Origin of the sequence: Bradyrhizobium stylosanthis (assembly GCF_001641335.1) — a bacterium.
Taxonomy (GTDB): Bacteria; Pseudomonadota; Alphaproteobacteria; order Rhizobiales; family Xanthobacteraceae; genus Bradyrhizobium; species Bradyrhizobium stylosanthis.
The window spans coordinates 20,266-43,240 of the sequence record NZ_LVEM01000012.1 but is presented as its reverse complement, the minus strand read 5'-3'; the positions used below and the strand labels follow the sequence as shown (position 1 = coordinate 43,240).

Here is a 22,975-nt window from a genome sequence, read left to right as displayed (position 1 = left end):
CGCTCACCCGGGCTACGGTCTCTTGCATTGCCTGACGGGCGAGACATGAGCAAGCGCGTGTCCCTTGCGGGGATGCATATCGACCGGACTTCGGCCGTGCCGCTGCATCTGCAGATCGCGGCCCACATCCGCGAAGGCATCCTTCGCGGCGTCTTTCCGGCTGGAACGCAATTTCTGGGATCGCGCGAGATCGCGCGGGAGCTCGGCTGCTCGCGCACGGTGGTGCTGACGGCGTGGGATCTGCTCTACGCCGAAGGCTATCTCGTATCGACGCCGCGCGGCAGCGTCATGGTGGCGTCCGTCGCGGCCCCGCATGTCGCGCCGCCATCGGCCACACCGCCTGCATCCAGGCCCGCCCGCACGTCGGAGCGCTGGCAATCGCTGCTTGGCCTGGACTACGAGACCAACTGGCCGTCGGTGTTCGCGCCCGGCGCCCCTGATATCTCGACCTTTCCCTTCAGGGAATGGTCGCGCCTTTTGCGGCAAAGCTGGCAAAATCCAAGAGAGCAGGAGTGCCTCGACCTTCCCTCCGAAGGCCATCCGCGCCTGCGCAGCGAGATCGCGAACTTCCTCGGCTCGGTGCGCGGGCTGGTCTGCTCGCCGGAGGAGGTCGTCGTCACATCGGGCACATCGGGCGCGCTGGATTTCTGCAGCCGGATGATCCTCGATCCCGGTGACGAGGTCTGGGTCGAGGAGCCCGGCTTCATCGAGGCGCGTTGGGCGCTCACGGCCGCGGGCGCCAAGCTCGTGCCCGTTCCCGTCGATGACAAGGGCCTCGTTGTCTCCGAAGGCATCCGGCGCGCGCCGGGTGCGCGGCTGATCGTGGTCACGCCGTCGCATCAATATCCGCTCGGCGTCAGCATGGGTCTCGAGCGGCGCCTCGAGCTGCTCGACTGGGCCAACAGGAACGACGTCTGGGTGATCGAGGACGACTACAACTCGGAGTTCAGGCACCAGGACAGCATGATCGCCTCCTTGCGCTCGCTCGATCGCGAGGGGCGCGTGATCTATTTCGGCACCTTCTCCAAGATCATGATGCCCAACCTGCGGCTCGGCTACATCGTCGCCAACAGGAATTTCATCGACGGCTTTTCGAGGGGGCGCGCGCGGATCGACGTCCACACCTCCGGCATCGGACAGCTCGCGCTCGCCGAGTTCATGCGCGAGGGGCATTTGCTGCGGCACCTGCGTGCGATGCGCCGGGTCTATGCTGCCAGGCGGAACGCGCTGATCGATGCGATCGCAGCGCTGATGCCGGATGATCTCACCGTCTCCTCCGCCGTCACCGGCCTGCATCTGGTGGCGCTGTTCACCGACGCGATGCAGGCACGAATGAGCGACGGCGAGGCGGCCGCCGTCCTGAAGCAATCAGGCATTCACGTGCAGCCGTTGTCGCAGAATTTCCTGGAGCAGCCGACGCGGCAGGGCCTGGTGTTCGGTTACGGGCGGCTTCAGGTCGAGGACGCCACCCCGCTGCTCGCGAGAATCGCAGCCATCATCGGCAGCGGTCGCCGCAACGCCCCATCCGCGCCGGCAATTTCCTCCCGTACTGTTCGTACAATAAAGGGAAGCTGAGCCGACTGGCGTGCATGGCTCGTAGGCAATCGCTCATCCCGCAGCGCCGCGCGATCGCCTGCAAATTAGACAGGCTGACCTGACGCCTCCGATTGCAGTGCAGCGGACGTCACGATTTGCGCCGACAAATCCAAGGGTGCGCTGCACGTTCCCGGCATGAAACGGGCCGAGATCCGATTGCCCTGTGAGCAGGCATCGCTGCACCAAAACGTGCAGCCAATGTTGCACTGCGCGATGCTGCGCATGCGCTGGTCTAGCGGATTGCGACAACTCTGGCCCTATCCCGAGCCCTTCGCTCTGTCGCACGCTCCCGGTCGGTGGCATGACAGGGGATGCATGATGAGCGCTCTCGGTTTGGCAGTGGACGTCGCGATCGGCGGCAAGGACCCGGCGCCGGGGCCGGACGTCATTCGTAGCTGACCCGTGCAGATGAGCGATTCCGGACATCACTGGGAGGTCGGCACCGATATCGGTGGCACCTTCACCGACATCATCGCCATCAGGCGCGATACTGCGGAGGCGCGGATCGCGAAGGTGCCGTCACGCCCGCAAGCGCCCGTGCAGGCGATGCTGGAGGCCATCGAGGCGGTGGGCCTGCGCAAGAGCGAGGTCAAACGCTTCGTCCACGGCACCACGCGCGTGACCAATGCCATCGTCGAAGGCCGGTTGCCGAAGGTGGCGCTGGTCGCGACCGAAGGCTTTGCCGACGTGCTGGAGATCGCGCGCTATCGCCGCCGCGATCTCTATCGGCTCGACATTCCCCCGAAATCGCCGCCTTTGGTGCCGCCCGAACGATGCTTTGGCCTTGCCGAGCGCCTCGATCACGAGGGGCGGGTGCTGAAGGCGCTGGATGACGCCGAGATCGAGCGCCTGGTGGCCTGGCTGAAGCAGACCGGTGTGCAGAGCGTCGCGGTTGCTCTTCTTCACGCCTACGCCAACCCCGTGCATGAAAAGATGCTGGGCGAGCGGCTCAAGGACGTCGTCGCCCATGTCTCGCTCTCGCACGAGGTCAATCCCGAGGCGCGCGAATACGAGCGGACCTCGGCCACGGTGTTCAACGCCGCCGCGATGCCGATCGCGGTGGAATATCTGAGCGAGCTGGAGCAGAGGCTGCCGATCGGCGCCGGCTTGCAGGTGTTTCACTCGGCCGGCGCGATGATTCCGATCTCGGCCGTGAAGCGCCGCCCGCTGGTGATGGCGATGTCGGGCCCGGCGGCCGGCGTCTCGGCCTCTGTCAGCATCGCGCGCCAGCTCGGTACCTCGCGCATGCTCACCTTCGACATGGGCGGCACCACGACGGATGTTTGCCTGATCGTGGACGGCCAGGCCGAGATGGCGGACGGCCGCATGCTCGGCGACAAGCCGCTGCGTCAGCCGATGCTCGCGGTTCACTCCATCGGCGCGGGCGGGGGATCGATCGTGCGCAACGGCCCCGGCGGCCTCACCGTCGGGCCGGAGAGCGCCGGTTCCGAACCTGGGCCGGCCTGCTATGTCCGCGGCGGTACGGAGCCGACCATCACCGACGCCAATGCCGTGCTCGGCTATCTCAATCCGGAAACCAAGCTCGGCGACCGCATCGGGATCGATATCGAGGCTGCAAAGCGCGTGATCGAACCGATCGCGCGCGCCCTTGGTCTGAGCCTCACCGAAACGGCGCTCGGCATCATCAAGGTCGCGAATGCGACCATGGCCCGCGCGCTCCGCCGCGTCACGGTCGAGCGCGGCATCGACGGCCGCGACTGTACGCTGCTGGCCTTCGGCGGCGGCGGCCCGATGCATGCCGCGGGCCTCGCCGATCTCTACGGCATTGCCGAGGTCGTCGTGCCCAGCGCCTCCAGCGCGTTCTCGGCGCTCGGTTGCCTCACCGCCGATTTCAGCTTCCTGCAGCAGCAGACGCTGCGCGCTGCGCTCGACGGCATCGATCTCGCCCGAGTATCGGAGCGGATCGAAACGCTGATCGACGACGCCTCGGCGCCGCTGATCGCCAATGGCGTTGCGAAGGCGGAGATCCAGCGCGAGCTGGTGGCCTTGATGCGCTATGCGGCGCAGAACGACGCCATTCCGGTACCCTTCACGCTGCCGCTGGATGTCGCCAAACTCAAGGTGGACTTCCTGGCGCGGCATCACGAGCTGTTCGGTTACGCGACAGGCGAGCCCTGCGTGATCGAATCCGTGCGGGTGCAGGCCCGCCGCCCGTCCACGACTGTCGTGAGCCGGCCGGCCACCGCGGTGAGGGCGGTGTCGTCAGGCACGCGCATCTGCTCGTTCGACGGCCTCCACGACATTGCGACCGCGATCATCGACCGCGCCGCGCTGACGGATATCGTCCACGGCCCGGCGATCATCGAAGATGCATGGTCCACAGTGGTGGTGCCACCCGGCTGGCAGGCCAGGCCTGACGACGGTGGCAACCTTTTCCTGACGCGGAGGGCGGCATGAAGCTCGATCCGTTTGTCGTCGAGGTCATCCGGCACGGGCTCTCCGCCGCGGCCGAGGAGATGAGCCTGGTCATGACGCGCTCGGCACGCTCGCCGCTGCTGCGCGAGGCCGGTGATCTGTCGTCTGCGATCACGGACGGCCATGGCGGCCTGGTCGGGCAGGGCCGCGACATCCCGATCCATCTCGGCGCGATGGCCTATACCATCCCTGAATTGCTCAAGGTCATGCCGCGCGACGGCCTGAAAGACGGCGACGTCGTGATCTACAATGTCGGCGCGCTCGGCGGCAATCATCTCAACGACGTCAAGGTCGTGCGTCCGGTCTTCGTAGACGGCGAGATCGTGGCGTTCGCGATCAGCCTCGCGCACTGGCCCGACATCGGCGGCACCTGGCCCGGCAGCTATTTCGCCAAGGCGGTCGACACGTTCCAGGAGGCGATGCGGATTCCGCCGGTGCTGATCGCAACGGCCGCCGGCGTCAACACGCCGATCGTGCAGCTGCTCAAGGCCAACGTCCGCGATGCAGAATCCTGCGAGGGCGATCTCCTCGCCCAGATCGCGGCGACCAAGGCCGGCGAGAAACGCATCGTCGAGCTCTGCCGCGAGCACGGCAAGGCGGTGTTCCTGGCGACCCAGTCGCGCCTGCACGATCTCTCGGAAATCGAGATGCGCGAGGCCCTGCGGGACCTCCCCGACGGCGTCTATGAGGGCGAAGATTACCTCGACGACGGCAGCGACAACAACGCGCCGGCCCGGATCCACGTCAAGATCACGATCCGCGGCGACGAGGCGACGTTCGACCTCTCCGGAAGCTGCGACCGTGTCTCGAACTTCTGCAACACGACGCCGTTCATGGCGCGCTCGGCCGTCGCCTATGCCGCGCGCATCATGAGCGGGCGCGACATGAACCAGAACGCGGGCGCGCTGCGGCCTCTGACCATCATCACGCGCCCGGGCTCGATCCTGGAGCCGGGCTGGACCGCTTCCGTTGCCGCCGGCAATCACGAGACCTCCATGCGCATCGTCGATGCGATTTTCCGCGCGATGCAGGACACCATTCCCGAGCGTTTGTCGGCCGGTGGCGCGACAACGGCGGGCGTGCTGTTCTTCGCCGAGCCGCGTCCCAACGGGTCGTGGAAGATGCTCTACGAGGTTCACGGCGGCGGCGAGGGCGCGCGGCACGATCGGGCCGGCACCTCCGCGACGCGGGTGCATCTGTCCAACACGTCCAACACGCCCGTCGAGGTGATCGAGGCGAACTACGCAATCCGGCTCGAACAGCAGGCCATCCGCCGCCAGTCCGGCGGCGCGGGTGCTCATCGCGGCGGTGACGGCTCCGTTCGCACCTATCGCATCCTCGCGCCCACGATGCATCTCACCACCTGCATCGAACGCATGGTGATCGCGCCCTGGGGCATGCAGGGCGGCGAGTCCGGAAAGGCCTGCCGCATCTCGCTGGTCCGGCACGGCGCCAACGTCGCCATCGACGGCAAGTCGAACCTGGTGTTGCAGCAAGGCGATCTCGTCACGATCGAGATGTGCGGTGGCGGCGGCTACGGCGCCGCGGCTGCGGAGTGAGGGGGCGGGCGATGAGCAGATTGTTGCGAACCGGACTGAATGCGGGCGAGGCCGCGCCGATGGCCGTCGTCGGTGGCGAGGGCGTCTATTTTCATCTGTCTGATGGCCGCAAGCTGATCGACGGCAGCAACACCGGCGGCGGTCTCGGCCATCGTCATCCCGCAATGGTGGAGGCGATCCGCCGTGCAGCGGATACGCCTGTCGTCAACGAAGGCTGGACCTGGGTCGGTCGCGAGCAGGCCGCCGATGACCTGATGGCGACCGCGTTCAAGGGCGAGGAGGATTGGGTCGGTGCGGTCCGCTTCTGCATCAGCGGCAGCGAGGCTAACGACATGGCCTTGTCACTCTGCCAGGCGCTGACGCAGCGCTCGGCACTTGCCACCCGCGAGCGCGCCTATCACGGCATCACCGGGTTGTCCCGCGCCATGACGGTGCAGCCGCAATGGCACGGCGGCCTCGCCGTGCATGCCGGCGGCTCGAAGCTGCCGGCGCCGATGGCACCGGTGCGGATCCTGCCGGCGCCGGATGGCGCGATCTATGGCGCGCCCGCCGGCAATGCGCCGCCGAGCGAATATCTCGCCGATGCTCCCCGCCTGCTCTCGGACACGGCGGCGACGATTATCGATTACACGCAAGGCGGCATCTACTACGACGGTGCCTATCAGGACGAGGTGGCGCGCTGCGCGCGGCAGGCCGGTTCGTACTGGATCGCGGACGAGGTCGTCACCGGCGCAGGGCGCGCGGGCCGCTGGTTCGCATTCCAGGGCGCCCAAAGCCGCCCCGACATCGTAACGCTCGGCAAGTCGCTCGGCGGCGGCGCGGCTGCGGTTGCCGCGGTCGTGGTGTCGAGAGAGATCGTCGAGCGGCTCAAGGGCTCGAGCTGGCAGAACTACGGCACGCTGCGCGGCCATCCCATCAGCATGGCTGCCGTCAGCGCGTATTTGAAGGCCGTCACCGACGACAGGATCCTGGAACACGTTCAGAAGCTGGAAAAGCTGTTCACCCGGCGCCTGCTCGATATCGCGCAGAAGCATCCGAGCGTTCAGCGCGTGGCCGGGCAGGGGCTGCACTGGACCGTGGAACTGCACGGCCCGGACTGGCGCACCTGGCACGCCGACACGACCGAAGTGCCGATCGCCTCGCGCGTGGCGGAACGGGCGCTGGAGGCTGGCGCGGTGATCGGCACCAGCGGCGAGCAGACGTCGCTGTTCCTGGCGCCGCCGCTCGTTATCTCTGAGCAGGAGGCCGGCCTGCTGCTTGACGCACTCGACCATGGCCTTGACGTCGCCGATGCGGAGCACGGCTGAATGCGGGGCATGCAATCCACACCATGCCGTCCCGCAGGCCTCCGGCTGGAAATTCCGGACGATGCTGCGTTAAGCTGCGCGCGCCGGCACGTCGTTGAACTCACGGCGTCTGCCAGGACGCCTTTCAAGACATCACCAGGAAATCGCTGATGCGTATCGTCAATGTCGCCGCCGCCCAGATGGGTCCGATCCAGAAAGCCGACAGCCGCGAGGCCGTGGTCAAGCGCATGATCGCGCTGATGGACGAAGCCAAGGCAAAAGGCGCTGACCTGATCGTCTATCCGGAACTGGCGCTGACAACGTTCTTTCCACGCTGGTACGTTGAAGATCGGGCCGAGTTCGACAACTGGTTCGAGCGCGAGATGCCGAGCGCGGCGACAAAACCGCTGTTCGAGCGTGCAGCGCAGCACCAGATGGCCATGAATTTCGGCTATGCCGAGCTGACGCCGGACGGACACCATTTCAACACTGCTATCCTGACCGACAAATCCGGCAAGATCGTCGGCAAATACCGCAAGGTCCATTTGCCCGGCCATGTGGAATACGACACCAAGCGCTCGCACCAGCACCTGGAGAAGCGCTATTTCGAGCCGGGCGATCTCGGCTTCAATGTCTGGCGCGAGCTCGGCGGCATCATCGGTATGGCGATCTGCAACGACCGCCGCTGGCCCGAGACCTATCGCGTCATGGGCCTGCAGGGCGTGGAGATGGTACTGATCGGGTACAACACGCCCTCGGTCAACGCCGAGAAGAGCGAGGAGGGCGTCGAGAAGCGCCTGTTCCACAACCGCCTCTCGGTGCAGGCCGGTGCCTACCAGAACGCGACCTGGGTGGTCGCGGTGGCCAAGGCCGGCAACGAGGACGGGCATCCGCTGTTCGGCGGCAGCCTGATCGTGGATCCCAACGGCGAGATCGTCGCCGAGGCCAAGACCGAAGACGACGAGGTGCTGGTCCACGCCTGCGACCTCGATGCGACGACCTTCGGCAAGACCACGATTTTCGATTTTGCCCGGCACCGCCGCATCGAGCATTACGGCCTGATCACCAGCCGGACCGGCGCGGTGCCGCCGCCGGAGAAGTGACGCCGATGGCGGACAAAGGCATCTCCTTACGTGAACTCGATCCGCGCGATCGCTACAAGCTGCTCTGCGGCGTGGTGGTGCCGCGGCCGATCGCGCTGGTGACGACGCTGGACGAGAACGGGGCGGTCAATGCCGCGCCGTTTAGCTTCTTCAACGTCTTTTCCGAGAGCCCCGCGCTGATCGTGCTCGGGCTGCAGCACAAGCCGGATCATTCGCCGAAGGACACCACCCGCAACATCCATCGCGACGGCGAGTTCGTGGTGCACATGGTGGACGAGGCGCTGTCGGTGGCGATGAACGACTGCGCCGTCGATTTTCCTTCTGGCGACAGCGAGGTTGCCGCGACGGGACTTGCGACGCTTCCCTCGGTCGACGTGAAGGTGCCGCGGCTTGCCGCGGCGCCCTTTGCGCTGGAGTGCCGGCGCCACGTCGTGCTGAATTTCTCGCCGGATCGCGAGCTGCTGGTCGGCGAGGTGCTCAGGATTCATGCCCGCGAAGGCCTCGTCGATCAAGCGAACATGTATGTCGATCTCGCAGCCTATCGCCCGATCGGCCGCATGTTCGGCAATCTCTACACGACGCAGCGGGAGACGTTTGCCTTGACGCGCGAGAGCCATGCGCAATGGCTCGCGCGGCAGGATGCCAAAGAGCTGAAGGACGCCTAGTGAGCCGAGAACTGCACCGTACCCAGCGCCATGGTGACGGCCGCCTGTGTCGGGTCGATCACGGGAATCTTGAGCGCGTCTTCCAGCGGGCGCCGATGGCGCGCCATGCCGGCGCAGCCCATCACGATGGCGCGGGCACCGTCCTCGTCGCGCAGCGCGCGGCCGATCTCGATCATTTTTGCCAGCGTGCCTTCGCCCGAGGCGGTCTCGGCGACGCTCATGTTCAGCGGCCGCTCGCCGGCGAGGCGGTCGGTCAAGCCCATCTGCCTGAGATAGCGCATGTGCCGGGGGATCGAGCGCTGCGCGATCGCAATGACGCCGAACGTCTCGGCGCGGGCCAGCGCCGTCAGCACTCCGCACTCGGCGATGCCGAACACCGGCCGGTCCGTGCCTTCCCGGCAGACCTGGAGCCCGGGATCGCTGTAGCAGGCGATCACGAAGGCCGCCGAGCTGTTGTCGCCTTCGACCAGCTTGCGCAGCGGCATCGCGACGCCGTCGACATCGGCCTGGCTCTCGATGCCGAACGGACCTTCGGCCAGCGACTGGCAGACCAGTTCGGGGCCGCCTTCGAAGCTGAGCGGCTTCAACGCTTCCTCCAGCCCTTGCGTGACCGCGGGGTTGGAGTTCGGATTGATGACGAGAATGCGCGGCCTGGGCATGATGGTCTTTCCACGAAATTGCGATCACGTGCCTTGAGCCTATCACGGAGTGCCTCATGACTGAACCAGTTTACGATCTCATCATCCGCGGCGGCCGCGTCGCCACCACCACCGACGTCTTCGAGGCCGACGTCGCCATCTCCGGCGAGACCATCGCGGCGATCGGCAAGGGCCTTCCGGCGGCCAAGCGCGAGATCGACGCGCGCGGCAAGCTGGTGCTGCCGGGCGGCGTCGACAGCCACGCCCATATCGAGCAGCTCTCCGCCGCCGGCATCATGAATGCAGACACCTTCGAGAGCGCGACGGTCTCGGCCGCGTTCGGCGGCACCACCACGGTCATCCCGTTCGCTGCCCAGCATGTCGGCATGAAGCTGCCGCAGGTGGTGGAGGACTATCACGGGCTGGCGAAGAAGGGCGCCGTGATCGACTACGCCTTTCACATGATCATTGCGGACGCCACCAAGGAGACGGTCGAGGAGCACATCCCTGCGCTGGTGAAGCAGGGCCATGCGTCGATCAAGATCTTCATGACCTACGACCGCCTCAAGGTCGATGACGAGCCCTTGCTCGACATTCTCCTCGCCGCGCGTCAGTCCGGCGCGATGCTCTGTGCCCACGCCGAGAACCACGGCATCATCGCCTGGATGGTGAAGCGCCTGCTTGCACGCGGCTACACCATGCCGAAATACCACGCCGTCAGCCACGCGCGGGTTTCGGAAGCAGAGGCGTTCACGCGGCTGATCGGCATGGCCGCGCTGATCGACCAGCCCATCATGATCTTCCATGTCTCGACCGCCGAGGGCGCCAAGGTGATCCGCGACTCGCGCGGGCAGGGGCTCAAGGTGTTCGCGGAGACCTGTCCGCAATATCTGTTCCTCACCGCCAATGATCTCGACAAGCCCGGCGCCGAAGGCGCCAAGTGGATGTGCAGCCCGCCGCCGCGCACGCATTCGGATCAGGAAGCGCTGTGGCAGGCGCTCTCGCTCGGCGATCTCCAGACCATCTCGTCGGATCACGCGCCCTATCGCTACGACGAGACCGGCAAGCTGCGCGCCGGCCCAAATCCGAACTTCAAGCAGGTCGCCAACGGCTTGCCGGGCCTTGAGCTGCGGCTGCCGCTGCTGTTCGACGCGATGGTGTCGAAGGGACGGCTGGGCCTCGAAAAATTCGTCGAGCTGACGTCGACCGCGCCCGCAAAAATCTACAATCTGCATCCGCGCAAGGGCTCGATCGCCGTCGGCGCCGACGCGGACATCGCGATCTGGGATCCCAACCGCGAGGTCACCATTGCGGACGAGATGATGCATGATCTCGCCGGCTACACGCCGTTTGCAGGCCGCACGCTGAAGGGTTGGCCGGTGTCGGTGCTTTCGCGCGGCCGCGTGATCATCGAGGGCAACAAGTGCCTCGCCAGCGCCGGCAGCGGCAAGTTCCTGGCGCGCAGCGGCGGCGAGGCGGCAAAGCCCACGGGGCGGCTCGTCGCCGACATGGATCCGGAACGGAACTTTGGGGCAAAGCTGCTGTGATGGTGGATCGCGCGCGATGAAGATCGTCGTCTTCGGCGGCACCGGCTTTGTCGGCCTCAATCTCGCCGAGGTGCTGCTCGCGCGCGGCCACGAGGTGACGCTGTATGACCGGGCAGCGCTGCCGCCATCCGCGCAGCGATCTCTGGCCGACCATGGCGCACGGCTCACAACCGTGCAGGGTGACATCACCGACGCGGAAGCCATCGACGCACTCATCGCAAAGGGCTGCGATGCGATCGTGCTGGGCGCCGCGGTCACCGCGGGCGAGGACCTTGAGCGGGCATCGCCCGCACGCGTGCTCGAGATCAACGTGATGGCCCAGATCCCGATCCTGCAGGCGGCGATCCGTCACCGCGTTGGCCGCGTCGTCAATCTGTCGTCGGCCTCGGCCTATGGCGCGGCGGGCCAGCGGGTTGCCGTGCTGGACGAGGAGACGCCCTGCGATCCCGTCTCGTTCTACGCCATCAGCAAGTTCACCTCGGAGCGCTCGGTCGCGCGCCACGCGGAGCTCTTTGGCGGCGATTTCCTGAGCGTCCGGCTGAGCGCTGTGTTCGGTCCGTGGGAGCGGCCAGGTTCGGTGCGCGATACGCCGAGCCTCCAGTATCAGATCCTGGCCGCGTTCGCGCGCGGCGAACCGGCCCTTCTCCCTGCGCCCGGCATCAAGGATTGGACCTACGCGCCCGACGCCGCCGAGGCGGTGGCGGTGCTAATCGAAGCCGAGCGGCTACGCCACCGGCTCTACAACATCTCCAGCGGCGCGGCCTGGTCGGCACTGCAATGGGGCGAGGCGTTCGCGGCGCTGCATCCAGGGCTGGAGTGCCGGCTCGCGTCGCCCGGCGAGAAGACCGTTATCAAGCTTCACGGTGGGGATCGCGCGCCGATGTCGGTCAAGCGGATGGCCGACGAGTTCGGCTGGCGTGCGCGGTTCGGTTGCGCCGAGTCCGCGGCCGCGATGAGCGCCTGGTGGATGCAGCACAAGGAGGGGATTTGACATGCGGCTGCAGGGGCGCACCGCCATCATCACGGGGGCCGGCTCGGGCATCGGCCGCGCCAGCGCAAAGCTGTTCGCGGAGGAGGGCGCGCGTCTCGCCTTGGTCGATCGCGACGCCGCGGGCCTTCAGGAAACGCTGGGCCTCGCCGGCGAGGCCACGACGCATGTCGGTGACGTCGGCGATGCCGCGTTCGCCGAGGCGGTTGCCAGTGAGGTTATCGCGCGGCATGGCCGGCTCGACGTCCTCATGACGGCGGCCGGTTTCTCCGTCGGCGGCACGGTGCTGACGACGAGCCTGGAGGACTGGGACGCGGTGTTCCGCGCCAATGTCGGCGGCACCTGGCTGTGGGCGCGCGCCGCCGTGCCGCACATGCAGCGGCAGAAGGGCGGCTCGATCATCACGCTGGCCTCGCAGCTCGCGATCGCCGGCGGCAAGGGCAACAGCGCCTATATCGCCGCCAAGGGTGCGATCGTCAGCCTGACACGGACCATGGCGGTGGATTTCGCGACCGACGGCATTCGCGTCAACGCGATCGCGCCGGGCGCGATCGATACGCCGATGCTCCGCCGCAGCTTTGCCCGCCACGCCAATTTGGAAGAAGTGCGCGAGGCCTCGCGCAACCGCCACGCCATGAAGCGGTTCGGTCGGGCGGACGAGATCGCGCAGGCTGCGCTGCATCTTGCCAGCGACGCTTCCTCGTTCACGACCGGCACCGTGATGGTGGTCGACGGAGGCTGGCTCGCGGCATGAGTGAGGCGCTGACCAGACTTGAAGCGGACGTGCGCGCCGATCTCGCCATGATCGCGCATCCCCACGCCGCCTGGCTCGAACCGAAGATCGGGCCGGATGGCAACGCTGCGCTGGACGTGCTCGTCGTCGGCGCCGGCCAGTCCGGCATCGCGATCGGCTTCGGCCTGATGCGCTCCCGCGTCAGCAACATCCTGCTGATCGACAAGGCTGAGGAAGGCAAGGAGGGCCCGTGGCTGACCTATGCCCGCATGCCGACGCTGCGCAGCCCCAAGGACTATACCGGCCCGGACCTCGATATTCCGAGCCTGACCTACCAGTCCTGGCACGAAGCGCGGTTCGGCAAGGAGAGCTGGCAAGGCCTCGGCCTGATCGAGCGCGAGCATTGGGCGCAGTATCTGCTCTGGCTGCGACGGGCGATCGGTCTGCCGGTGGGCAATGGCTGCGAGCTGCTTGAGATCGCGCCTGCATCCGACGGCCTCCTCGCTGCACGCGTGAAGCATGCGGGTGGTGCGGAGACGCTCTATGCCCGAAAAATCGTGCTGGCGACAGGGCAGGAGGGCATGGGCGACTGGATGATCCCGGAGCAGCTCGTGCATTTGCCCGCAGGTTCGGTCGCAACCGTCGCCGACGACATCGACTTCGAAGGCTTGCGCGGCAAGCGCGTCGCCGTGATCGGCGCCGGCGCCTCCGCGTTCGACAATGCGGCGACTGCGTTGGAGGCCGGCGCTTCGGAGGTGCATCTGCTTTGCCGTCGCACAAAAATCCAGGTGATCCAGCCCTATCGCTGGCTGACGTTTCGCGGCTTCCTGCGCCATCTCAGCGATCTCGACGATGCCTGGCGCTGGCGCTTCATGCGCAAGATCCTGGAGATGCGCGAGGGATTTCCGCAACCGACCTACGACCGTTGCGCACGGCACGCCAATTTCACCTTGCACGAAGGCGCGCCGCTGGAAGCTGCACGCCAGACGGTCGCTGGCGTTGAACTGGAGACACCGCGCGGTTCGATCATTGCAGATTTCGTCATCTGCGGCACCGGCATTGACATGAACTTCGCCGGGCGCGGCGAGCTCGGCCGGTTTGCAGGCAACATCGCCACCTGGGCGGACCGTTACCAGCCGCCCGCGGACGAGCGCAACGAACGGCTCGGCCGCTTCCCCTATCTCGCCGACGATTATTCCTTCACCGAGCGCGTGCCGGGCGAAACGCCGTGGATCTCCGACATCCATCTCTTCGCCATCGCCTCCACCATGAGCTTCGGTGCATCGGGATCGTCGATCAATGCGATGACGACCGCCGTTCCAAAACTGGTCCACGGCCTGACGCGCGGGCTGTTCCGTGCCGATATTGCGCGGCACTGGGCCTCGCTCGACGCCTACGACGTGCCGCAGGCCGTGGTCACGCGGCCGGCGCGAACAATGGAGCAGCAGCGATGATCATCCATGCGCCGCCGCGGCGATCCGTCCGCAAAAACGCCCCATGAGACTGGCGCGCAACTTGCTTCTTTCTTAACCTGCCTTGCTGGCGTTCTCGTTCGAAAATTCAGGGAAAAACCAATGCGTTTTGTGTCTTTCAGGCCGGCGACCTGCATTCTCGCTACCACTGCGCTGTTGCTGATCGCCACCGCGCCGTCGCAGGCGCAAACCCGGGCAGAGACATTGCGCTACGTCACCGGCGCATCCGTCAACACGCTCGATCCCAACATCCCCGGCTCGACCCGCGAGTCCTTCGCGCTGAGCATGAGCACCTATGACCGGCTGGTCGCGTTCGGCCGCAAGCAGCTCAACGGCAAATGGGTGTTCGATCTCGACACCATCACCGGCGAGCTTGCCGAATCCTACGATGTCAGCCCCGACGGTCTGAAGCTCACCTTCCGCCTGCGCAAGGATGCGAAATTCCAGGATGGCTCGCCCGTCACCGCCGACGACGTCAAATGGTCGCTCGACCGCTGCGTCACCGCGCCGATCCTCGGCAAGGCGCAGCTCCTGACGGGCTCGCTGACCTCGGCCGACCAGTTCAAGGTGATCGATCCCTACACCATCGAGGTGACGCTGCCGAAACCCGACAAGCTGGCGCTGCCGAATCTTGCCACCGTCTATCCCATGATCATCAACTCGAAGCTCGCCAAGCAGCACGCGACGGCGGACGATCCCTGGGCGACGGCCTGGCTGAAGGAGAACACCGCCGGCAGCGGCGCCTATGTGATCGAGACCTTCAAGCCGGGCGAGCAGGTGATCGTCAAGCGCAACGAGGCCTGGAACCGCGGCTCGGCCAACAAGCCGGCCTTCTTCAAGCGCGTCATCATTCAGTCCGTGCCGGAGCCGGCCACCCGCGCCAATCTGGTCGAGCGCGGCGATGCCGATCTCGTGGTCGATCTCCAGGCCAGCGACGTCCAGGCGCTCGAGGCCAAGGGCAAGCTCCAGGTGATCTCGACGCCGCAGTACAATTCGATCACCTTCGTCTCGATGAACAACCAGATCCCGCCGTTCGACAACGTCAATGTCCGCCGCGCCATCGCGTTCGCGCTGCCCTATGAGGACATGTTCAAGGCGGCCCTGTTCGGCCGCGGCGCGCCGCTGTTCGGCGCGAACTGGCCGGACGGCAAGCCGCTGAACGGCATCTATCCATTCCAGCAGCCGGTGAAGATCGATCTCGACAAGGCGCGCGAATATCTCAAGGCGGCCGGCCTGCCCGAGGGCTTCTCGACCACGTTCAGCTTCAACGTCGGCCAGGCCTCGACCGCGGAGCCGATGGCAGCGCTGGTGAAGGAATCGCTCGGCAAGATCGGGATCAAGGTCGACATCCAGAAGCTGCCGGATGCGCAGATGTCCACGCAGATCAACGAGAAGAAGCTGCCCTTCTTCACCGAGGGCATCGTCGCCTGGCTGCCGTCGACCGATTATTTCTATCGCAACTTCTACACCGGCAACCAGCGCTGGAACTACTCGTCGATCAACAATCCGGAGCTTGCGGAGATCGCGCAGGGAGCCCGGTTCGAGCCTGACAAGGCCAAGTACGAGGAAGCCGGCCGCAAGCTCAACGCGATGCATGCCGATTTGATGCCGCAGATCATGTTGTGGCAACCCAACCAGGATGCCGTGATGGCGCCGTCGATCGCGGGTTACACCTACGAGTTCCATCGTCAGGTCGATTACCGCGACGTCAGCCGCAAGTGATTGCGGTAAGCCGCAGGGAGCACTGAATGGTGAAGACTGGTCTCGGTGGAACGATGGTGCGGGCGGGCAGGCGGCTCCTGTCGTCGTTGCCGGCGCTGTTCGGGGTGCTGGTCTTCACCTTCCTGCTGATGCGCGTCCTGCCCGGCGACCCCGCGGTGTTCTTCGCCTCGGGGCCGAACGCCGGCAAGGAGGAGATCGAGCAGATCAGGAAGCAGATGGGGCTCGACAAGTCCGTGCCGGAGCAGTTGGTGTTTTATCTCTCCGACATCGGCCACGGCAATCTCGGGCGCTCCATGATGACCGGGCAGCCGGTGCTCAAGGATTTGCGCGAGCGGCTGCCGGCCTCGCTGGAGCTGACCTTCACCGCGCTCCTGATCGCGCTGATTGCGGCGGTGCCGCTTGGCGTCATCGCGGCGCTGCGGCCGGGGTCGGTCGTCGACCACGGCGTGCGGCTGTTCTGCGCGCTCGGGGTCTGCGTGCCGACCTTCGTGTCCGGCCTGCTGCTGATCTACGTCTTCTATTATCTGCTCGGGCTGGCGCCCGATCCAACCGGGCGCATCGACGTCTTCACCTCGCTGCCGCCGCAGCGCACCGGCTTCCTCTCCATCGATTTCCTGCTTGCCGGCGACCTCGAAGGCTGGTGGGCGGCCTGCAAGCAGCTGATCCTTCCGGCGGTGAGCATGGCTCTGTTTGTGATCGCGCCGCTGGCGCGGATCACGCGCGCCTCGATGCTGGTCTCGCTCGGCAGCGACTTCGTGCGCACCGCGCGTTCGGTCGGATTGTCCTGGCGCAAGGTCGTCGTGACCTACGCGCTGCGCAACGCGATCCTGCCCGTCATCACCATCGCCGGCATCGTGTTCTCGACCATGCTCGGCGCCAATGTGCTGGTTGAGAAGGTGTTCTCCTGGCCGGGCGTCGCGTCCTACGCGCTCGATGCGCTGCTCTCCTCCGACTATGCGCCGGTACAGGGTTTCGTGCTGCTGATGGCGAGCCTGTTCGTGCTGGTCAATCTCGTCGTGGATATCTGCTACGGCATCGCCGATCCCAGGGTATCGATCGAATGACCAGCGCAACGCTCCGCCACTCGGTCTGGATCCTGCGCGGCAATCCGCTCACCGCGGTTGCCGCGACCGGCGTGCTCCTGTTCGTGCTGCTCGCGATCTTCGGGCCCTGGATCGTGCCTTACGATCCTGTTGTCTCCAATGTCTCGGAAGCCTTGCTGCCACCGAGCGCGGCGCACCTTGCCGGCACCGACCAGCTCGGCCGCGACGTGTTCAGCCGCCTCATCGTCGCCGCGCGGCTCGATCTTGCCATCGCGGTCTCCGCGGTCGGCATCTCCTTCCTGATCGGCGCCGTGGTCGGCTCGTTCTGCGGCTATGCCGGCGGCAAGCTCGACCGCGCGGTCGGTCGTTTCGTCGACGTGATGATGGCCTTTCCGCTGTTCGTGCTGGCGATGGCGATGGTTGCAGCGCTCGGCAACCGGATCGAGAACATCGTGATCGCGACCGCGATCATCAATCTTCCCTTCTACATCCGCTTCGCGCGGGCCGAGGTCAACGTCCGCCGCAATGTCGGCTGGGTCGAGGCCGCGCGCGCCTGCGGCGAGAGCCATTTCTCGGTAGTGCTGCGCTTCCTGCTGCCGAACATCCTGCCGGCCATGGCGGTGCAGATCTCGCTCAACCTCGGCTGGGCCATCCTGAACGCGGCCGGGCTGTCCTTCATCGGTCTCGGCGTCAAGCCGCCGACGCCGGAGTGGGGCATCATGGTCGCGGAAGGTGCGCGCTTCATCTCGACCGGGCGATGGTGGCTGGTGGCCTTTCCGGGCCTCGCCTTGATGCTGGCCGTGCTGTGCTTCAATCTCCTCGGGGACGGGATGCGGGATATTCTCGATCCCCGCATGCGCACATGAGCGAGGAACTGCTCAGGATCGACGACCTCCATGTCGCGTTCTCGACGCGGCGGGGCATGGTCGAGGCCGTGCGCGGCGTGACGCTCACGGTCGGAAAGGGCGAGATGCTCGGCCTCGTCGGCGAGAGCGGCTCGGGCAAATCGGTCACCGGCTTCGCCACGACGCGGCTGCTGGATGCGGCCGGACGCGTCACCGGCGGCAAGATCCTGTTTCGCGGGCAGGATGTGACGAAGCTCAGGGGCGACGATCTCCGTCAGCTCCAGGGCGCCGCGATGTCGATGATCTTCCAGAATCCGCGGGCGGCGCTCAACCCGATCCGCGCGATCGGCCTGCAGATCGCGGACGCGATCCTCACCCACAAGCGAATCTCGAAGGACGCCGCGCGCGCCGAGGCGCTCGACCTGCTGCGCGCGGTGCAGATCCGCGATCCCGAGGCGCGGATGAATGCCTATCCGCACGAGCTCTCCGGTGGCATGTGCCAGCGCGTCATGATCGCGATCGCGATCTCCTGCAATCCCGCGCTCTTGATCGCGGACGAGCCGACCACCGGGCTCGACGTCACCACGCAGAAGGTGGTGATGGATCTGCTGGCGGACATCGCCGCCGCGCGCGGCATGGCGACGATCCTGATCACGCACGACCTTGGCCTTGCGGCGCGCTATTGCCGCCGCATCGCCGTGATGGAGCGCGGCCGCATCGTCGAGGAGGCGAGCCCGCGGACGCTCTTCTCCGCGCCGCAGCACGCCTATACGAAGCGCCTGGTGGCGGCATCGCCGACCGCGACGTCCCGGATCGAGGATCTCGTGACCGAAGAGGAGCGGGAGCGTTATTCCGCCGTTGTCGGCAAGCCGAGGCGGGAGCCCGAACACGGCACGCCCCCGCTGCTGCAAGTGCGCCAGCTCGCGAAACGTTTCGACCAGGGCTCGGCCGCGGTCGCCGACTTCTCCATGACCATGGCCGGCGGCGAGAGCGTCGGTCTCGTCGGCGAGTCCGGCTCCGGCAAGAGCACGACCTCGCGGATGATCTGCCGGCTGATCGACCCGAGCGAAGGCGACATCGTGTTCGACGGGCAGTCGATCGGCCATGTGGCGGCACGCGACTTCCATCGCTCGCCGCTGCGCAAAGACATCCAGATGGTGTTCCAGGACCCGAACGAGAGCCTCAACCCGCGCTACACCGCCTTCGACTGCATTGCCCATCCCCTGATGCGGCTCGACGGCATGCGCGCGGGCGACGCATTGCGCCAGCGCGTGGAGGAATGCGCCGAGCGGGTGGGGCTGCCGCTCGACCTTCTGCCGCGCTTCCCGCACCAGCTCTCGGGCGGCCAGAAGGCCCGGGTCGGCATCGCCCGTGCCATTGCCTGCCGGCCGCGGCTGCTCGTCCTGGACGAGCCGACGGCGGCGCTCGACGTTTCCGTGCAGGCCGTCGTGCTGCAACTGCTCGATCGCCTGCGCCGCGAGAACGACATCGCGCTGCTGTTCGTCAGCCACGATCTCAACGTGGTGCGCATGCTGTGCGACCGCACCATCGTGCTGCGCAACGGCGGCATCGTCGAGCAGGGCGAGAGCCGGGCGTTGTTCGATAATCCGAAGACCGACTACACCCGCAAGCTGGTCGAGGCGATCCCGCATATCGAGACCGGCGAAGTGCTCGCGGCTGCTCTGTAAGGTCTTGCAAGTCAACTTGGGCTCACCAAAAAGTCGATGAGATGCCGCTGGCGATTGGGCATTTAGTGGCATACCATTTGCTTGCAAATGGGCTCGGTTTCACTTGCCCTTTGCCAATGAACAGCTGGCATCACGGCATTACTGGGAGGACTTCATGGATCGCAGGACCGTATTGAAGGGACTGGCTGGCGCGGGCGGTTTGGCATTGTCGGGCGGCCTTTCGGCCCCGGCGATCGGCCAAGGCGCAGCGGCCCGCACCCTGCGCTTCGTTCCCCAGGCCAATCTGGCCAATTTCGACCCGATCTGGGGTACGCAATACGTTGTCCGCAACGCCGCAGCGCTGGTCTGGGACACGCTTTACGGCATCGACGCGCAGCTTCAGCCGCAACGTCAGATGGTGGAGTCCGAGGAGACCACCGACGACGGCAAGACCTGGATCTTCAAGCTGCGCCCCGGCCTCAAATTCCACGACGGCGAGCCGGTGCTGAGCAAGGACGTCGTCGCCAGCCTGTCGCGCTGGGCGGCGCGCGATCCGATGGGCCTGATGATTCTTGCGATCCAGCAGGAGCTGACTGCTGTCGACGACCGCACCTTCAAATGGGTCTTGAAGCAACCCTTCCCGAAGATGACCTACGCGCTGGCCAAGAACAATGCGCCGTGCTCGTTCATCATGCCGGAGCGCATCGCCAAGACCGATCCGTTCAAGCAGATCACCGAATATGTCGGTTCCGGCCCAATGAAGTTCGCCAAGGGCGAATGGGTGCCGGGCGCCAAGGCGGTGTTCGAAAAATTCGCCGACTACGTGCCGCGGCAGGAGAAGCCGTCGTGGCTCGCGGGCGGCAAGCAGATGCTGCTCGATCGCATCGAATGGATCGTGATGCCCGATCCCGCGACCGCCGCCGCGGCGCTGCAGAACGGCGAGGTCGATTGGTGGGAGAACCCGATCGCGGATCTCGTGCCCGTGCTGAAGAAGAACAAGAACATCAGCGTCGATATCGGCGATCCCCTCGGCAATATCGGCTCGTTCCGCATGAACCACCTGTTCGCGCCGTTCAACGACGTGCGGGCGCGGCGCGCGGTGCTGATGGCGCTGAGCCAGGAAGACTACATGCGTGCGATCGTCGGCGACGACACCGCGCTGTGGAAGCCGCTGCCCGGCTTCTTCACGCCCGATACGCCGGTCTACAACGAATTGGGCGGAGACATCCTCAAGGGCAAGCGCGATTTCGACGCCGCCAAGAAGCTGCTCGCCGAGAGCGGCTATTCCGGCCAGCCGGTGACCTGCCTCGTGGCACAGGACCAGCCGATCACGAAGGCGCAGGGCGACGTCACGGCCGACCTCCTCAAGAAGCTTGGCATGAATGTCGACTTCGTCGCCACCGATTGGGGCACGGTCGGCTCCCGCCGTGCGGCGAAGACGCCGCCGGGACAGGGCGGCTGGAACATGTTCCACAGCTGGCATGCCGGCGCGGATTGCATCACGCCCGCCGCTTACACCGCCATCCGCGCCAACGGCGACAAGGCCTGGTTCGGCTGGCCCAACAGCCCGAACACCGAGAAGGAGATCACGTCCTGGTTCGACGCCAAGAATGTCGAGGAAGAGAAGGCGGCGATCGGGCGGGTCAACAAGGCGGCGATCGAGGATGTCGTCTATGCGCCGACCGGCTTCTTCCTGACCTACACGGCCTGGCGCAAGAACGTCTCCGGCATCGCCAAGGGGCCGCTGCCGTTCTTCTGGGGCGTGTCGAAATCCGCTTGATGCTGTGCTGAGGCCAGATGCTTTCCTACATCCTCCGGCGCATCGTCGCCACCCTGCCGGTGATGGCGATCGTCGCACTGTTCGTGTTCAGCCTGCTCTACATCGCGCCGGGCGATCCGGCCGTGGTCATTGCAGGCGACCAGGCCAGTCCGGAGGATGTAGAACGCATCCGCCAGAGCCTCGGCCTCGACCGGCCCTTCCTGATCCAGTTCGGAAGCTGGGTCTGGCGCATCCTGCATGGCGATCTCGGCACCTCGATCTTCACCAACCTGCCGGTTTCGGCGATGATCGGGCAGCGTCTCGGACCGACGCTGTCGCTGATGATCGTCACGCTGCTGCTCACCATCGTGGTCGCGGTCCCGCTCGGCGTGGTCGCGGCCTGGAAGGCCGGCAGCCTGATCGACCGCGTCATCATGGGCTTTGCGGTGTTCGGCTTCTCGTTGCCCGTCTTCGTGGTCGGCTACATGCTCGCCTACATCTTCGCGCTGGAGCTCGAATGGCTTCCGGTGCAGGGCTACACGCCGCTCACCCAGGGCTTCTGGCCGTGGCTTGAGAACCTGATCCTGCCGGCGGTCGCGCTTGGCTGTGTCTATATCGCGCTGGTCGCGCGCATTACGCGCGCCGCCATGCTCGAGGTTCTGCAACAGGATTATATCCGCACCGCCAAGGCCAAGGGCCTCGGGCAGGGCGGCATCTTGTTCATTCACGCGCTCAAGAATGCGTCGGTGCCGATCGTCACCGTGATCGGGATCGGCATCGCGCTCCTGATCGGCGGCGCGGTCGTGACGGAAAGCGTATTCGCGATCCCCGGCCTTGGCCGGCTCACGATCGATGCGATCCTGCGCCGCGACTATCCCGTCATCCAGGGCATCGTGCTGCTGTTCAGCTTCGTCTACGTCCTCGTCAACCTGATGATCGACGTCACCTATACGCTCGTTGACCCGAGGATCCGCTATTGACCGATACCACCGTCAATCCCCAATCGCTTCCGGCCGGCCTCGTCCTCGCGCCGCAGCTGCCGGAGATACTCCGGCCGGTCAGGATCCGGCGCGGCTTCATCGGGCTGCTGCGCGGCCATCCGACGGTCGCGATCGGCGGCGCGCTGCTGCTGACGCTCGTCCTCATCGCGATTTTCGCGCCTTATCTCGGCACGGTCGATCCGACCGCGCTTGCACCTGCCAAGCGCACGCGGGCGCCGTCGGCCGATTTCTGGTTCGGCACCGACGTGCTCGGCCGCGACATCTATTCGCGCGTGCTGTTCGGCGCGCGGGTCTCGCTCACGGTCGGCCTGTCGGTCGCGATCTTCGCGTCCGCGGCCGGTCTTGCCATCGGCATGGTCTCGGGCTTCATCCGCTGGGCCGACGGCATTCTGATGCGCTTCATGGACGGCCTGATGTCGATCCCGCCGATCCTGCTCGCGATCGCGCTGATGGCGTTGACGCGCGGCAGCGTCGGCAACGTCATCCTGGCGATCACCGTCGCCGAGATCCCGCGCGTCGCGCGCCTCGTCCGCAGCGTGGTGCTGTCGCTGCGCGAGCAGCCCTATGTCGACGCCGCGGTCGCCTGCGGCACGCGCACGCCGATGATCATTCTCCGCCATATCCTGCCCAACACGGTCGCACCGATGCTTGTCCAGGCGACCTATATCTGCGCCAGCGCCATGATCACCGAGGCGATCCTGTCGTTCATCGGCGCGGGCACGCCGCCCACCATTCCGTCCTGGGGCAACATCATGGCCGAAGGCCGCGCGCTGTGGCAGGTCAAGCCCTACATCGTGTTCTTCCCGGCGGCCTTCCTGTCCGTCACCGTGCTCGCCGTGAACCTGCTCGGCGACGGCCTTCGCGATGCGCTCGATCCGCGCATGGCCAAGAGCCTGTGATGGCGAAAGGCTGACC

General features: G+C 66.2%; 18 protein-coding genes. 17 read left to right on the top strand and 1 reads right to left on the bottom strand.

Going from position 1 to position 22,975, the window contains the following annotated elements; translation table 11 throughout:
- Positions 1 to 45 precede the first annotated feature (45 nt).
- The 6 genes from pdxR to A7X65_RS40125 all read left to right on the top strand — a co-directional run bounded on the left by pdxR (position 46) and on the right by A7X65_RS40125 (position 8,645).
- Complete coding sequence (gene pdxR / locus A7X65_RS40155; RefSeq protein WP_156528466.1) at positions 46 to 1,575, top strand: MocR-like pyridoxine biosynthesis transcription factor PdxR; 1,530 nt, start codon at positions 46 to 48, stop codon at positions 1,573 to 1,575.
- 429 nt (positions 1,576 to 2,004) lie between these two features.
- The gene (locus A7X65_RS40145) at positions 2,005 to 4,014 is read left to right on the top strand and encodes a hydantoinase/oxoprolinase family protein (protein ID WP_063694939.1); all 2,010 of its coding nucleotides are present in this window, start codon (positions 2,005 to 2,007) and stop codon (positions 4,012 to 4,014) included.
- The gene (locus tag A7X65_RS40140) at positions 4,011 to 5,591 is read left to right on the top strand and encodes a hydantoinase B/oxoprolinase family protein (RefSeq protein ID WP_063694937.1); all 1,581 of its coding nucleotides are present in this window, start codon (positions 4,011 to 4,013) and stop codon (positions 5,589 to 5,591) included. The genes A7X65_RS40145 and A7X65_RS40140 overlap by 4 nt, the downstream gene beginning before the upstream one ends.
- 11 nt (positions 5,592 to 5,602) lie before the next feature.
- A complete protein-coding gene (locus A7X65_RS40135; protein ID WP_063694935.1) occupies positions 5,603 to 6,898 on the top strand; it encodes an aminotransferase class III-fold pyridoxal phosphate-dependent enzyme in 1,296 nt (431 codons plus the stop codon).
- Positions 6,899 to 7,047: 149 nt separating this feature from the next.
- Positions 7,048 to 7,980 (top strand): N-carbamoyl-D-amino-acid hydrolase, encoded by a 933-nt coding sequence (locus tag A7X65_RS40130; protein ID WP_063694933.1) that lies wholly within the window; start codon positions 7,048 to 7,050, stop codon positions 7,978 to 7,980.
- A 5-nt stretch (positions 7,981 to 7,985) separates the two neighbouring features.
- On the top strand, positions 7,986 to 8,645 hold the full coding sequence (locus A7X65_RS40125; protein ID WP_208608654.1) for a flavin reductase family protein: 660 nt from the start codon (positions 7,986 to 7,988) through the stop codon (positions 8,643 to 8,645).
- Here A7X65_RS40125 and A7X65_RS40120 read toward each other — a convergent pair.
- Complete coding sequence (locus A7X65_RS40120; protein WP_063694931.1) at positions 8,642 to 9,304, bottom strand: aspartate/glutamate racemase family protein; 663 nt, start codon at positions 9,302 to 9,304, stop codon at positions 8,642 to 8,644. The genes A7X65_RS40125 and A7X65_RS40120 overlap by 4 nt on opposite strands.
- Positions 9,305 to 9,360: 56 nt before the next feature.
- Here A7X65_RS40120 and hydA point away from each other — a divergent pair, with 56 nt between their 5' ends.
- The 11 genes from hydA (at position 9,361) to A7X65_RS40065 (ending at position 22,959) form a co-directional block, all read left to right on the top strand.
- Positions 9,361 to 10,830, top strand: a complete 1,470-nt coding sequence (gene hydA / locus A7X65_RS40115) for a dihydropyrimidinase (RefSeq protein ID WP_063694930.1) — start codon at positions 9,361 to 9,363, stop codon at positions 10,828 to 10,830.
- Between the two features lie 16 nt (positions 10,831 to 10,846).
- Positions 10,847 to 11,821 carry an NAD-dependent epimerase/dehydratase family protein gene (locus A7X65_RS40110; protein ID WP_063694929.1) on the top strand — a complete coding sequence of 325 codons (975 nt, stop codon included), beginning with the start codon at positions 10,847 to 10,849 and terminating at the stop codon, positions 11,819 to 11,821.
- A 1-nt stretch (position 11,822) separates the two neighbouring features.
- The gene (locus A7X65_RS40105) at positions 11,823 to 12,572 is read left to right on the top strand and encodes an SDR family oxidoreductase (protein WP_063694928.1); all 750 of its coding nucleotides are present in this window, start codon (positions 11,823 to 11,825) and stop codon (positions 12,570 to 12,572) included.
- Entirely contained in the window at positions 12,569 to 14,005 is a 1,437-nt protein-coding gene (locus A7X65_RS40100) for an NAD(P)-binding domain-containing protein (protein WP_063694927.1), read from the top strand. Before A7X65_RS40105 ends, A7X65_RS40100 begins: the two co-directional genes overlap by 4 nt.
- A 120-nt stretch (positions 14,006 to 14,125) precedes the next feature.
- On the top strand, positions 14,126 to 15,745 hold the full coding sequence (locus tag A7X65_RS40095; protein ID WP_063694926.1) for an ABC transporter substrate-binding protein: 1,620 nt from the start codon (positions 14,126 to 14,128) through the stop codon (positions 15,743 to 15,745).
- Positions 15,746 to 15,774: 29 nt separating this feature from the next.
- Positions 15,775 to 16,809, top strand: a complete 1,035-nt coding sequence (locus tag A7X65_RS40090; RefSeq protein ID WP_063694993.1) for an ABC transporter permease — start codon at positions 15,775 to 15,777, stop codon at positions 16,807 to 16,809.
- The gene (locus A7X65_RS40085; protein WP_063694925.1) at positions 16,806 to 17,654 is read left to right on the top strand and encodes an ABC transporter permease; all 849 of its coding nucleotides are present in this window, start codon (positions 16,806 to 16,808) and stop codon (positions 17,652 to 17,654) included. Before A7X65_RS40090 ends, A7X65_RS40085 begins: the two co-directional genes overlap by 4 nt.
- Entirely contained in the window at positions 17,651 to 19,321 is a 1,671-nt protein-coding gene (gene nikE / locus A7X65_RS40080; protein WP_063694924.1) for a nickel ABC transporter ATP-binding protein NikE, read from the top strand. Before A7X65_RS40085 ends, nikE begins: the two co-directional genes overlap by 4 nt.
- A gap of 154 nt (positions 19,322 to 19,475) precedes the next feature.
- Positions 19,476 to 21,080, top strand: coding sequence for an ABC transporter substrate-binding protein (locus tag A7X65_RS40075; protein ID WP_063694923.1), 1,605 nt, complete (start codon positions 19,476 to 19,478; stop codon positions 21,078 to 21,080).
- Positions 21,081 to 21,097: 17 nt separating this feature from the next.
- Positions 21,098 to 22,039 carry an ABC transporter permease gene (locus tag A7X65_RS40070; protein WP_063694922.1) on the top strand — a complete coding sequence of 314 codons (942 nt, stop codon included), beginning with the start codon at positions 21,098 to 21,100 and terminating at the stop codon, positions 22,037 to 22,039.
- Positions 22,036 to 22,959: an ABC transporter permease gene (locus A7X65_RS40065; RefSeq protein ID WP_063694921.1), complete on the top strand. Its 924-nt coding sequence runs from the start codon at positions 22,036 to 22,038 to the stop codon at positions 22,957 to 22,959. The genes A7X65_RS40070 and A7X65_RS40065 overlap by 4 nt, the downstream gene beginning before the upstream one ends.
- Positions 22,960 to 22,975: the final 16 nt, after the last annotated feature.